Below are 13228 nucleotides of genomic sequence, written 5' to 3'. Positions count from 1 at the left end.
GACGCTCTCGTGGGGTCCGGGTCGGTGTCGCGACCGCACTGTCGCGAGGGGGAATGTTCGGTAGCCTATGTTCAGCACGTTGGTCGAACAATGGTCTGAAATGTTACTGATCAAAAAGCACGACAGGCACGGGGAGGTTTGTGGTGGCTGAGGATGTTCCGCCGCAGGATGGGCCGGCGGTTTCTTCTGCGTGGTTGGCTGAGCAGATCACCGAGGCCAGTGCGGCCGGGATCGCGGCGGCGATCGCGCGGCTGGTGCGGCATGGTGAGCTCGCGCCGCAGACCAGGTTGCCTACCGTCCGCGCGCTCGCACCACGCCTGGACGTGAGCCCGGCGACTGTGTCCGCTGCCTGGGCGACCCTGCGCAAGCAACGCGTGGTAGCCGGCGGCGGACGGCAAGGCACCTGGGTGCTCGGCGGCCTCGCGGTCCCCCGGCCGGCCCGCTACGAGAACATCTCCCGCCTCTGGCCGAACCAGACCCTCAACCTCTCCCGCGCCGTCCCCGACCCGGCCCTGCTCCCGAGCATGTCGCCGGCCTTCGTCCACGCCCTCCGCGACCCCGACGTGCACTCGTACGACGTCGTGTCGATCAGCGAACCGCTCCGCGCCGCCGCCGGACACACCTGGCCGTTCGAGACCGACAACTGGATGTGCGTGAACGGCGGCTACGAAGGCCTTCTGCTGCTGATGCGTACGACGGTCGTGCCGGGCGAGCACGTGGCGATCGAGGACCCGGCGACGCCCCGGCTGCTCGACATCCTCGACAACGTGGGCGCTCGCGCCGTGCCTGTCGCGACTGATGCCGAAGGACCGAGTCCCTCGTCGCTGCGAGATGCGCTCCGGCTCGATCCGGTCGCGTTCGTGTACGAGCCGCGGAGCAGTTCGTATCTCGGCGCGTCGGTGACGCCTGCACGGCGGGATGAGCTGGCGTCGCTGCTCGCCGGGACGGACACATTGGTGGTCGAGGACGACGGGCTGGGTGAGCTGAGCGCGTTCGACTACCACGGGGTCGCGGAGTTGCTGCCGGATCAGAGCGTGCTTGTGCGCAGCTTCTCGAAGTCGCACTCCCCTGATCTGCGGCTGGGCGTGATGGGCGGTGCGGCCGAGCCGATCGAGCGCGTCCGGGTCTATCGGCAATTCGGCTCGGGGTGGACGAGTCGCTTGTTGCAGAACGCGCTGGCTTGGCTGCTCGAGGACGAGAAGTCACGGGCGGCGGTGACCGATGCGCGGGCGACGTACCAGAGGCGGCGGGAGCAGCTTGCCGGGCTGCTTGCCGAGCGTGGGGTGCAGTCCGCTGGCGTGGACGGTCTTGCGATCTGGGTTCCGGTGCGGAGTGAGCATGAGGCTCTGCTGGTGCTCGCCTCGCACGGGATCGCCGTCGCAGGCGCCAGCGCTAGCTGGACGAAGCCGGCCCCGCCGTGCATCCGCATCGCCACCGGCCTCCCGATCCCCGAAGCGGACCGGGTGGCCGACGCCATCGCACTCGCCGTCCAGGCACGCTGACCAGGGCTCCCCGCCCCCGGCGCGCCCACCCGAGCGCGCTGACCTCAGTCGAGGTCGAGGCCTACGGGGCGGATGAGGCCTTCCTGGGCTACGGAGGCGACCAGGTTGCCGTCTTCGGTGAACAGGCGGCCGGTGGCGAACCCTCGGGCACCGGAGGCCGACGGCGAGGCCTGGTCGTAGAGCAGCCACTCGTCGGCACGGAACGGCCGGTGGAACCACAGCGCATGGTCGAGCGAGGCCGGCTGGATCCGGCGGTCGCCGATCACGATGTTGTGCGGAAGCAAACTTGCCCCCAGCAACGTCAGGTCACTCGCGTACGCCAGAACGCAAGCATGCAAGGCCGGATCGTCCGGAAGCTTGCCAGCGGCCCGTATCCAGAACTGCCGCCCGGTCACCCCGGCCAGCCGTACGTCGAGCGCCGCCCACTCCCGGTCCCAGTCGGCAGCCTTACGACCCGACCGGGCCTCCAGCACGGCCGCCAACGTGGGCGCCTCATCGGGCGCGACCAAGTCGTCCGGCACCGGGTCCTGGTGATCCAGCCCGGCCTCCGGCCGCTGGAAGGACGCCGACATGTAGAAGATCGGCTTGCCGTTCTGCGAGGCGACCACACGCCGACTGCTGAACGAACCACCGTCCCGGGTCGGCTCCGGCCGGTAGATGATCGGCACCGAGGTGTCGCCGCCGCGCAGGAAGTACCCGTGCAGCGAGTGCACGATCCGCTCCGGCTCGACGGTCGCGCTCGCCGCGGCCAGCGCCTGCCCGAGCACCTGCCCGCCGAAGACGCGCTGCATCGAGGTCTGCGGCTGCCGCCCCCGGAACAGGTCGACATCGATCTTCTCGAGGTCGAGCAGCTCGACCAGATCCTCCAGCGACTCAGGCATGCCTTATCCTGACAGGTCCCGCGGGCACGGCGACGCACGGCCGGCGACTGCGGATGCCGTGCCAGCTGTGGTTCCGGTCACTCGGGTTCTTTCGGTGACCTTCCGGTAGCCATGTGTAGGTGCCGAGCTGTGGGCGGCGGCCGGGCGCGGGGTCTAGGTTCGGTGCTGTCGGCTCTTTCGCGGGAGGACATCACATGGCTGGTCGGATCGTCGTCGGCATCGATGGATCAGAGCCGAGCGGTAACGCGCTCGAATGGGCGGTGACGCGGGCACGCCTCGGGAGTGCGGAGCTCGAGCTGCTCAACGCCTACACCCTTGTTCCCGACATCAACTTCTACGGCTACCACGGCGTACCGAGCCAGCCCGTGGACTGGTACGCCGAGTTCTCCGGACAGGTGGTCCAGGCCGCGGCGAAGCGAGTACGCGAGCTCGCCCCCGACCTGACCTGCACGCTGACCTCGGCGATGGGCCACCCCGCCCACCTGCTCGCGGATGCTTCGGCGGGAGCGGACGTCGTCGTCGTCGGCCGGCGCGGTCTGGGCAGCGTTGCGAGCGCACTGCTGGGTTCGGTGAGCAACCGGTTGACGATCCAGGCGAACTGCCCGGTGGTGGTCGTCGGGGACGACGAGGTTCCGACGACCGGCCCGATCGTGGTGGGGCTGGACGGATCGGAGTTCGGCGCTTACGCGCTCCGCTACGCGATCACCGAGGCCGCTCTGCGCGGAACCTCGGTACGAGCGGTCGCCGCTTACGAGCTTCTGCACCCCGTGCTCCGGGACGACCCGGAGTCCGTCGCACGGATGCAGGCGGACGTCGAGGCGGAGACGGAAGGAGCCATCACCCGAGCGCTCAACGAGGTGGATCCTTCGTCGGTGAGCGTGGAGCCCGTCGCGGTGGAGGGTCCCGCCGCAGAAGCGATCCTGGCCCGGGCAGCGGACGCGCAGCTGATCGTGGTCGGCACCCACGGCAAGGGGCTGGTTCGACGGATCCTGCTCGGATCCGTGAGCCGGCGAGTCCTGAGCGACGCCGACCGTCCTGTCGCCGTCGTCGACCTTCCGGACAACTGACCGCTACCGGATGATCAGGCCATGACTGCGATCGTGCGCGGGATTGCGTGGCTCGGGGTGTTCGTCGGGATCTGCCTCGCGCCCTTGGTGTTCGCACTCATGAGCACGAGTCAACCGGGTCAAGGTTTCTGGACCGACTTCTCCGTTGCTCTCGGCTTCGTCGGCTTGTCCCTGATGGGGATCGAGTTCGCGCTGGTGGCGCGGGTCAAGACCGTGGCGGAGCCTTTCGGCACCGACGCGGTGATCGATTTCCACCGGCAGATCGGATACACGGGCCTGATCTTCGTGGTGATCCACGTAGCGATCTCCGCCGACTGGAGCCAGGCCAATCCGTTCACGCCGAGCGATACTCCCGCGCGGGTCTGGTTCGGCGGAATCGCGGCGGCCGCATTGGTGGTCCTGGTGGCGAGCTCGGTATGGCGGTCCCGGCTACGACTGTCGTACGAGGTGTGGCAGGGCCTGCACGCCGTACTCGCGGTGATCGCCGTCGTCGCGGCCTTGGTTCATGTGCTGCTGGTGAACTACTACGTCGACAGCCTGTGGAAGCAGGTGCTGTGGTCGATCATGACCGCAGCATTCCTCTGGCTGCTCGTATGGGTGCGCCTGCTTCGTCCACTGCGCATGCGGCGCCGGCCGTGGACGGTCGAACGAGTCGCACCGGAACGCGACAGTACGACGGTCCTCACCCTGCGACCCGACGGTCACGACGGCATGCGCTTCGACCCCGGCCAATTCGCCTGGATCACGGTCGGCAGATCGCCGTTCTCGGTCACGTCCCACCCGTTCTCGTTCTGCTCTAGCGCCGAGCAGAACGGCAGCGTCGAGGTCGCGATCAAGGCGGTCGGTGACTTCAGCTCCAGCGTCGCAACCGTCGAGCCGGGCACCGCGGTCTACGTGGACGGACCGCACGGGGTGTTCTCGATCGACCAGTACGAAGGCGCCGGGTTCTGCCTGATCGCCGGTGGAGTCGGGATCGCACCCGCCCTGAGCATGCTCGAGACCCTCGCCGACCGTGGTGATGTCCGGCCCGTTGTCCTGTTCGCGGGCAGCCGGGCCTGGGACACCGTCATCTTGCGCGATCGCGTCGCCGCGCTGATTGCCCGGCTGAACCTCACGGTGGTCCACGTCCTCGAGCAACCGCCGCCGGAGTGGACCGGGGAGACCGGGTACATCGACGGTGACATTCTCGCGCGCCACCTGCCGGCGAGCTTCCCGCGATTCCAGTACTTCGCCTGTGGGCCCGTTCCGATGCTTGCAGCCGTGGAGACAGCGCTTGTCGAGCTCGGCACACCGGCCGACCGCATCCACACCGAACGCTTCGACTGGGTCTGAGCGAGACAAGGAGATCCCGTGCGCCACGTCTATCTGACCCGCATCGCAGTGGTCACCAGCGCGCTGCTGCTCATCGCCTGCCTGGCCTTCGCCGCCATCCAGAACTGACGTCCGGCCCTTTCGGTGAGCTTTCGGTGGCGGTCGGTAGGGTATGATTGAACGCTCAATCAATAAGCACTTGCTTGAAGGAGCCTCTGTGAGCCTGTCCCGCACCGCCGCCGCCCGTGATCTCGTCCTGCTGCTCGCGAGGGTCGGGCTCGGGGTCGTCTTCGTCGCACACGGCTGGCAGAAGTTCAACACCAACGGCCTGGACGCAACCGCCGCGATGTTCGACAAGATGGGCGTCCCGGCGCCGACGCTGTCCGCGTACTACGCGACCGGGATCGAGCTGTTGGGCGGCATCGCGCTGATCGTCGGGGTGCTGACGCCGGTGGTCGGCGTCCTGCTGGCGCTGGACATGGTCGGCGCGCTCGCGTTCGTGCACCTGTCGAACGGTGTCTTCGTCGCGAACGGCGGCTGGGAGCTGGTCGCCGTACTCGGGCTGCTGTCGCTGACCCTCGCCGTCGTGGGCGCCGGCCGGGTCAGCCTGGACAGCATCTTCAACCGCTCCTCCGGCCGGGCGAGAGTCGCCGCCTGAGTTGACAGACGGAACGGCCGGGGCGGATGCCCCGGCCGTTCGTCGTTGTGGCTACTTGTCGTCCTCGCGGTTGAGCTCGGCCAGGAACTGCTCGACCTCCGCGCCGAGCTCGTCGGCCGACGGAGTGGAGCCGGCCAGGAGGCTGCCGCGGCTGACCGAGCCGGCGGCTGCGTCGTACTGCGTCTCCAGCGCCTTGACCACCGCGCTCGCGTCCTCCGAAGCGTCGACCTGCTCGTCGACCAGCCGGCCGGTCACGGCGGCCTCGTCGAGCAGGGCCTTGCTAGGGAGGAGCAGGCCGGTCGCCGCCGAGATTGCGTGCACCAGCGCCAGCGCGGCGCCCGGGAAGCGGTTCTCGGCCAGGTAGTGCGGGACGTGGACCGCGAAGCCCATCGCGTCCTTGCCGGCCTCGCCGAGCCGGACCTGCAGCATCGTGCCGGCGCTCGCGGGCAGCCGCATCTCGCCGTCCCAGATGTTCGACCGGGTGACCAGCTCGGGCCGGGTCGCGTGCGCGGTGAGGCCGAGCGGGCGGGTGTGCGGCACGCCCATCGGGATGCCGTGGACGCCGATCGTGAGCGTCACGTTGTACCGCTCGATCAGCTGCCGGACCGCGCCGGCGAACCGGTTCCAGTGGTTGTCCGGCTCGACGCCTTCGAGCAGCAGGAACTCGACGCCCGCGTCGTCCTTCAGCAGGTGCAGGTTCAGGTGCGGCGGGGTGTAGTCGATGAACTTGTCCTCGGCGAACGTCACCTCGGGCCGCCGGGCCCGGTAGTCGTGCAGGAGGTCGACGTCGAACCGCGCGAGCAGCCGGCTGTCCAGCACCTCGAGCAGGTGGTCGGCCGTCACCCGGCCCGCCTGACCCGCGTCCATGAATCCGTCCAGCGAATGCACCAGCACCTTCGGCGTCGCCGCCGGGCCGGTCGCCACCGACTCGTCGACGATCTCGTAGAGGTCGTCCGGTCGCAGCATCGTCGTTCTCCTTCACAGTGGCCGACAGGGCGGGTAGGCCCCTCTATCCTGCCCTCACCGGTGTCAACGCCGGGCGTCCGGGGCTTAATTCCGCGGCCGGAATCTTTAAGGTTCTTTTCACTATCCGGCACGGGGGCAGACAGTATTGGAAAGCGCTTGCTAGGTTGGTCGGCGTGAGCAGCGAACCAGACTCCGCCCTGACCGTCATGCTGGCGATGAACGACGCCAGCCGGGCCCGCGTCCTCGTCCCGCGCGTACGCGAGCGGCTGGACGCGATCGCCACCGTGCTACCGGTCGGCCCGGGTCGGACGTTCCTCGACGACCCGGAGATCCTGGCCGCGCTGCCGGACGTCGACGTGCTGCTCACCGGCTGGGGCTGCCCGCGGATCAGTCCGGAGGTTCTGGAGGCGGCGCCCAAGCTGCAGGCGATCCTGCATGCAGCGGGCTCGGTGAAGGCAATCGTCGCGCCGGAGGCGTTCGACCGCGGCATCCAGGTGTCGTCGGCGGCGCACGCCAACGCGCTGCCGGTCGCCGAGTTCACGGTCGCCGCGGTGGTGCTGGCCGGGAAGCGGGCGTTCCGGCTCGCGGCGCAGTACCGGACCGAGCGGAAGAAGACGGACCCGCACGGGATGCCGGGCAGCTACGGTACGACGGTCGGCCTGCTCGGCGCGTCACGGATCGGGCGGATGGTCGCCGAGCGGCTGCAGGCCTTCGATCTGCACGTGCTGATCAGCGACCCGTACCTCACCGAGGCCGACGCGGCCGCGCTCGGCGCCGAACTGGTGAGCAACGACGAGCTGTTCAGCCGCAGCGACATCCTCAGCGTGCACGCGCCACTGCTTCCGGAGACCGTCGGTCTCGTGGACGCGCGCCTGCTGGGGCTGTTGCGGGACGGCTCGGTGCTGATCAACACCGCCCGCGGCAAGATCATCGACGCCGCCGCGCTCGAGCGTGAGTGCGTGGCCGGGCGGATCGACGCCGTACTGGATGTCACCGACCCGGAGCCGCTGCCGCCGGACTCGCCGCTGCTCGACCTGCCGAACGTCTTCGTCACCCCGCACGTGGCCGGCGCCGTCGGCAGCGAGATCGCCCGCCTCGGCGAGCTCGCCGTCAGCGAGCTCGAACGCCTCACCGCCGGCCAACCCCTCCAACACGCCATCACCCCCACCGAACTCGGGAGAATCGCTTGACGTCCTCCCCGACCTGACGGACGGGGATTCCAACTACTACGCGGAGGTAGCGTGTTGAGGTTCACGCTTCGGCGAGACCCGTACGGGCGTCTCTCGGCGTGCGCTGACGGCCCGTCCGGCCGCGATGTTGACTGCCGCGTTCACGTCCGCGTGCGCCTGATACCCGCAGGCTACGCATCGGAACACCGATTGGCTCTCTCGGTTCTCCGGTGCGCGATGCCCGCAGGCGCTGCAGGTCTGCGACGTGTACGCAGGATTGATCTTCTCGACCCGTCCCGGCGCTTTCTGCTCCAGACGCTGCACGAGCAGTCCCCAGCCGTTGGCCAGGATGCCCCGGTTCAGGCCGGCCTTGGCCCGGCGACGGTTCGGCACGTATGCGCCTGGTCGTTCGGGGTCGGGCTTCGGCTTGGGGCGGCGGCTCATCTGGGCGATGCGCAGATCTTCCACACGGATCAGGTCGAAGCGGCGGGCGAGCTCGGTGCTGGTCTTCTCGATCCAGTCCTTGCGTCGGTCGCGAGCACGGGAGTAGAGCTTCGTGATCGCAGCCTTCAGTCGCCGGCCCCGGCCGGAGCCGCGCCGGCACCGCGACAGGCGGCGCTGCAGGTCCTTCAAGCGGGTGTATTCGGTGCCGGACAGACCGGGACAGGTCGGGAGTTCGCCGGTGGACAGGGCGGCAGACACGATGACGCCGCGGTCCACGCCGACAATCGCACCCGTCCCCGGTCCGGGGATCGGTTCCGGGACGACGGCGAACGCGAGGTGCCAGCGACCTGCTTGGTCGCGGGTGATGCGGTACGACTTGGCGTCGGGTACTGCGCGGGACAGCCGCAACCGCACCCAGCCGATCTTGGGCACGAGCACTCGCGCCCACGTGCGGTTCAGTCGCTCGACCCGACCCGCCTGCTGACCAACAATTCGGAAGCCGTCGCGCACGCCGGCCTTGCGCCAGGTGGGGCGCCGGTGGCTGCCGACGAAGAAGCTCTTGACGGCCTGATCAAGGTCCCGAAGCGCCTGCTGCTGGACGGTCTGCGATCCGGCGCGCAACCACTCACACGCGGCGTGCTGCGTGGGAGTCGGATACAGCCGGAATCTCGACATGCCACATACCAAACCATTTGGGACCGACAGTCCCCTACATCTGAGAGGAGGCAGTCGCGGTGCGCCTCCACTCCAAAGGACGAGGTGTCGCCGCGACCTAGCCCATGACGCGCCTTGTTCTGCCCGACACCGATCGTGTGTTGTCTCGTCAGACTGGGTGGAGTCGGGCGCACTGGGAGGCGCTGGCTGATCACCTACTCGAGTCGCTGGTGCCCTACTTCTCGCCTGGGGCGTCGCTGATCGCGCTGCCTGGCCGGCCGAGTCGGTCCGGTACGGCGTCGGACGCGTTGGAAGGCTTCGCGCGGTCGTTCATGCTGGCCGCGTTCCGGATCGCCGGCGTGCAGGGCAAGGGCTGCGAGCAGCTCATCGAGCGGTACGCGCGGGGCGTGGCCAACGGGGCGAATCCGGACCACCCCGAGGCGTGGCTGCGCCTGACTCCGCGGTCGCAGCAGATGGTCGAGGCCGCCGCGATCGCGGTCGCGCTGCACGAGACCCGCGAGTGGATCTGGGACCGGCTCGACACCCGGGCGCAGGAGCACGTGGCGGAGTGGCTCGGCGGGTTCAACGGGTCGACGACGCACGACAACAACTGGCGGCTGTTCCAGGTCGTGAGCGAGCAGTTCCTGGCGTCGGTCGGAGCGCCGTACCGGCAGGAGGACATCGACGGCGGGCTGGACCGAATCGAGGACTGGTACGTCGGCGACGGCTGGTACTCGGACGGCGACGGGCAGAACTTCGACAACTACATCGGCTGGGCCATGCACCTCTACCCGGGGCTGTGGACGCGGATGGCGGCGGCCACGCCCGGAGCGGGGTACGAGGACCGGCTGAAGCTCTACCGCGAGCGGCTGCGGCTGTTCCTCGAGGATGCGGTGCATCTGGTCGGCAACGACGGCGCACCGGTGTACCAGGGGCGGTCGCTGACCTACCGGATGGCTGCGGCGACGCCGTACTGGATGGGCGCGTTGCTGGACGCCACTCCCCTGTCGCCGGGGCAGACGCGGCGGCTGTGCTCTGGGATCGCGCGGCACTTCGTGCAGCATGACGTACCGGATGAGCGTGGGCTGCTGACGCTGGGGTGGTACGACACGTTCCTGCCGACCACACAGCAGTACTCCGGGCCTGGCTCGCCTTACTGGGCTTCGAAGGGGTTCATCGGGCTGGTCCTGCCGCCGGAGCACCCGGTGTGGACCGATCCGGAGGGCTCGGTGCCGCTGGACGACGCAGACCAGGTGCGGGCGATGCCAGCGCCGGGGTGGATCGTGCACGCGAGCCGCCACGACCAGGTGGTGCAATTGGTGAACCACGGGGCCGACCATGCGCCGGTTGCTGAGCCTGACGGTGTGGAGCCGGAGGGCGATGCGCACTACAACCGGTTGGCGTACGCGAATCACGCAGGTCCGGAGCTGTCCGACCACGCGCCGCGCATCGACAACCTGATCTCACTGGTCGACGCCGACGGGCAGTCGAGCTCGCGCGGGCGGATCCGGCGGATCTCGGTCAGCGGGCGTACGGCGTCGTCCTGGCACAAGGCGTGGTTGGGGTCGAGCGGGCCGTGGCGGATCGAGACGGCGTCGGTCGTGCACGGCGGCTGGGAGATCCGGTGCGCGTTGGTCGAGGGACCGGCCGGCGCGATGGTTCGCAGTGGCGGGTTCGCGGTCGCCGGGGAGTCCTTGCCTGAGGCAACCGGCGGCTACCGGGCCGCGTCCGCGCGGAACGACGACGGGCTGCTGTCGGCGGTGGTCGGACTGCATGGGTACGACGAGGCCGGGGTGCATCGCGGACTGGGCGCGAACGCGTTCGGTGTGCACTCGGCGACGCCGTACCTGACGGCTCCGCACGACGGCGATCCGCTCGTGCTGGTGAGCGCCGTACTGCTCACCCGCGATGCGCTGCGGCCGGAAGCGCTTGCCGAAGGCATCAATGTCTCGGTGGCCGGGACGACGGTCCGGATCACCCTGCCCGGCGGTGCCGAAGAGGTGGTCGAACTGGGATCGAATCGAGTCGGTTAGGGCAGGCTCGCCAACGGTGAGAAATCCGGTGGAGACCATTACATTGGCCGCATGAGCACGTACGAGAAACTTCTGCAAGAACAGATCCGCAACGAGTTCACGGCGTCGCAGCAGTACCTGGCATTGGCTGTCTGGTACGACGCCCAGGATCTCCCGCGGCTGGCCGCGCACTTCTACAAGCAGTCCCTGGAAGAGCGCAACCACGCGATGATGATGGTGCAGTACATGCTCGACAAGGATGTCCAGCCGCACATCCCGAGCGTCGGCGAGGTCGAGTCCGACTTCAGGTCCGCGCTGGAGCCGCTGGAGCTCGCGTTGCAGCAGGAGATCACCGTCACCAAGCAGATCGAGACGCTGGCCCGGACGGCGCGGGACGAGAGCGACTACATCGGCGAGCAGTTCATGCAGTGGTTCCTCAAGGAGCAGGTCGAGGAGGTCGCGGCGATGAGCACCCTCGTCAATGTGGCGAAGCGGGCCGGTGACAACCTGTTCCACCTCGAGGACTTCCTGGCCCGCGAAGGCGCCGGCGACGGCGGAGCCGCCGACCCCACCGCCCCGGCAATCGCCGGCGGCAAGGTCTGAGGTTCCTACCAGGAGCCGCCGCCTCCGCCTCCTCCGCCGCCGCCGGAGGAGCCGCCGCTGAAGCCGGAGGAGCTGCCGCCGCCCGAAGAGCTGGAGGGGGTGGGCGGCGGATCGAACGTGCTGGCGACGGTGCTGCTGAGGGCGCCGGCGGTCCAGCCTGAGCTGTAGTACGACGGGCCGACGTACCAGTACGGGTCCGGGGTGATCCGCCCAGCTGCCACCAGCTGGGCGCAGACCTGCTGCCACCGATCGGCCAGGCCGAACGCGATCGCCCAGGGCAGATACTTGCTGAAGATATCCTCGCCCTCCTCGAACCGCAGCTGCTGCGCCTCAGCCGTGGCTAGGTACTTCCGGAACCCGATCAACTGGTCCGCGACCGCCCGCCCGGCCGGGTTCCGCTGCCCACGCGCCCGCTTGCCGATCCAGATGCCAATGGCAACGATCACCGCGACCACCGGCAGCCCGATCACCACCGCCCGGCCCAGTCCCCCGGTCGCCGCCCCGACGATGGTCCCCATCAGCCCGGCGCCGAACACCCAGATCCCGATCATCGCCATACACGCACAGCCGAAGCCGCTCTTGAAGACCGAGCCACCACCCTGGCGCGGCATCCGCAGGTACCACCCGCGCAGCTTCACCTGCTCCCGCAGCGCCCTGATCATCCCGTCGTGCGCTCGCCGCATGGTGTGGTCGCCGACCGCGCCACGCCGCAGCACCACCGACTCCCCCGGCTGCAGCGACGGGAACAGCCCCGACAGCAACATCTGCTCGTGCGGCGCCGTCGCAGCCGCCGGATTCACCAGTACGGCGCTCTGCGAGTTGCCACTGTTCTCGATCCGTACGCCGCCCCGCACCGCCAACTCGATCAGCGTCGCTGCGGTCTCCGTCGTGTTCGCCTTGGCGTCGATCAGCAGACCACCTTCCGCGACCGGAATCCGCGGCGGTGCGAACGCAACCGGGATCTGGTCCTCGGACAGCTCGTCCTTCACCGGCTGCGCAGCCATCCCGTCCGGCGGGAACGTCCCGGGCGGCAGACCGGCGAACCGCTGGTCCGGGCTGCCCTTCTTCGCGTAGACCACCGCGCCTGCGATCGCGACCACCGTCGCCGCGAGGGAGGTGATCAGCGCGGGCACGGTGATGCCCTCGCGCTCCATCCAGCTCGGCGGTTCGACCAGGATCGGAGTGTCGTTGCTGACGACGCCGGGCTTGATCCCGGCGACGATGGTCAACTGCTCGCCCCGCGGCAGGTCGCTCGCGCCGAAGACGCCCTTCCCGCCGCTGACCGTCTTCTGCGGGCAGTCCTGCGTCGATCCCGCCGTACCGGTGAAGCACTCGACCTGGGTGACTCCCTCGGGCACGGTGACGTTGACCGTGACCTCGTTGAGGACGGCCTCCCAGCTGGAGCCGGTCGCGTCCCAGTAGAGCTCGCTGTGGTCGTCGAAGTGCCGGAGCGCGCCGCGGACGTCGTACGTGATCACGTAGGTCGCGTCGTACCCGGAGATGGTCTCGTCCTCGGAGCCGATCTTGATCCGCAGCGTCTGGAAGCGGTCGTGGTTCGACTTGGTCGTCTCGGTGGTGAAGTCGGCCCGCGCGTCCGGGCTCTGCACCGCGATGTTCGAGACCTGGTACTCCTGGTCCTTGGAGTCGTCGTCCCGGTACGGCTCACGGATCACCAGGTCGCGGTAAATGCCGTGCCGGCCGGTGCTGCCGAAGTTGTAGGCGATCGTCTCCTGCACCTGGAGGACGCCGTCCGGGGTGACGGTGTAGTCGATCCGGAAGCTCTTCACCTCGTCACCGGGGGCCGCGGACGCGGGGGTCGCGAAACCGGCCAGCGCCAGTGCGGTGAGGAGCAGCGTGATCGCGGTGAAGAGGGCCCTTCGCATGGCGCGACAGTACCGAGCGTGAGGGTCCGCCGGGGGAACGCCGCTGACGTGTCAGCGGAAAACGCAAGCTGAAGACTC

11 protein-coding genes are annotated in these 13228 nt (G+C 69.1%); 7 read left to right on the top strand and 4 right to left on the bottom strand.

Going from position 1 to position 13228, the window contains the following annotated elements:
• Positions 1 to 194 precede the first annotated feature (194 nt).
• Positions 195 to 1502 carry an aminotransferase class I/II-fold pyridoxal phosphate-dependent enzyme gene (locus ACIBGM_RS24725; protein ID WP_396386865.1) on the top strand — a complete coding sequence of 436 codons (1308 nt, stop codon included), beginning with the start codon at positions 195 to 197 and terminating at the stop codon, positions 1500 to 1502.
• 44 nt (positions 1503 to 1546) lie between these two features.
• Here ACIBGM_RS24725 and ACIBGM_RS24720 read toward each other — a convergent pair whose 3' ends face one another.
• Complete coding sequence (locus ACIBGM_RS24720; protein ID WP_360537072.1) at positions 1547 to 2383, bottom strand: acyl-CoA thioesterase II; 837 nt, start codon at positions 2381 to 2383, stop codon at positions 1547 to 1549.
• A gap of 194 nt (positions 2384 to 2577) precedes the next feature.
• Between ACIBGM_RS24720 and ACIBGM_RS24715 the strand changes: the two genes are divergently transcribed.
• From ACIBGM_RS24715 to ACIBGM_RS24705, 3 genes are all read left to right on the top strand, one after another.
• Complete coding sequence (locus ACIBGM_RS24715; protein WP_396386864.1) at positions 2578 to 3450, top strand: universal stress protein; 873 nt, start codon at positions 2578 to 2580, stop codon at positions 3448 to 3450.
• A gap of 21 nt (positions 3451 to 3471) precedes the next feature.
• Positions 3472 to 4782, top strand: a complete 1311-nt coding sequence (locus ACIBGM_RS24710) for a ferredoxin reductase family protein (RefSeq protein ID WP_360537068.1) — start codon at positions 3472 to 3474, stop codon at positions 4780 to 4782.
• Positions 4783 to 4978: 196 nt separating this feature from the next.
• Entirely contained in the window at positions 4979 to 5419 is a 441-nt protein-coding gene (locus ACIBGM_RS24705; protein ID WP_360537066.1) for a DoxX family protein, read from the top strand.
• Between the two features lie 51 nt (positions 5420 to 5470).
• Here ACIBGM_RS24705 and ACIBGM_RS24700 read toward each other — a convergent pair whose 3' ends face one another.
• Positions 5471 to 6385, bottom strand: coding sequence for a PAC2 family protein (locus ACIBGM_RS24700; RefSeq protein WP_360537064.1), 915 nt, complete (start codon positions 6383 to 6385; stop codon positions 5471 to 5473).
• Positions 6386 to 6558: 173 nt separating this feature from the next.
• On the opposite strand from ACIBGM_RS24700, the gene ACIBGM_RS24695 reads away from it, so the two are divergent.
• Entirely contained in the window at positions 6559 to 7575 is a 1017-nt protein-coding gene (locus ACIBGM_RS24695; protein ID WP_396386863.1) for a hydroxyacid dehydrogenase, read from the top strand.
• Between the two features lie 36 nt (positions 7576 to 7611).
• Here ACIBGM_RS24695 and ACIBGM_RS24690 read toward each other — a convergent pair whose 3' ends face one another.
• Positions 7612 to 8673, bottom strand: a complete 1062-nt coding sequence (locus tag ACIBGM_RS24690; protein ID WP_396386862.1) for an RNA-guided endonuclease InsQ/TnpB family protein — start codon at positions 8671 to 8673, stop codon at positions 7612 to 7614.
• 137 nt (positions 8674 to 8810) lie between these two features.
• On the opposite strand from ACIBGM_RS24690, the gene ACIBGM_RS24685 reads away from it, so the two are divergent.
• Together ACIBGM_RS24685 and ACIBGM_RS24680 are read left to right on the top strand one after the other, a co-directional pair.
• Positions 8811 to 10685, top strand: a complete 1875-nt coding sequence (locus ACIBGM_RS24685; RefSeq protein WP_396386861.1) for a DUF2264 domain-containing protein — start codon at positions 8811 to 8813, stop codon at positions 10683 to 10685.
• A gap of 51 nt (positions 10686 to 10736) precedes the next feature.
• Entirely contained in the window at positions 10737 to 11267 is a 531-nt protein-coding gene (locus tag ACIBGM_RS24680) for a ferritin (protein ID WP_396386860.1), read from the top strand.
• Positions 11268 to 11272: 5 nt separating this feature from the next.
• On the opposite strand, the gene ACIBGM_RS24675 is transcribed toward ACIBGM_RS24680, so the two are convergent.
• A complete protein-coding gene (locus tag ACIBGM_RS24675) occupies positions 11273 to 13150 on the bottom strand; it encodes a DUF2207 domain-containing protein (protein ID WP_396386859.1) in 1878 nt (625 codons plus the stop codon).
• Positions 13151 to 13228: the final 78 nt, after the last annotated feature.

Source organism: Kribbella sp. NPDC050470 (assembly GCF_044458365.1).
GTDB lineage: Bacteria > Actinomycetota > Actinomycetes > Propionibacteriales > Kribbellaceae > Kribbella.
Note: the sequence above shows the minus strand (reverse complement) of the source record. Positions and strands in the feature narration are given on the sequence as shown.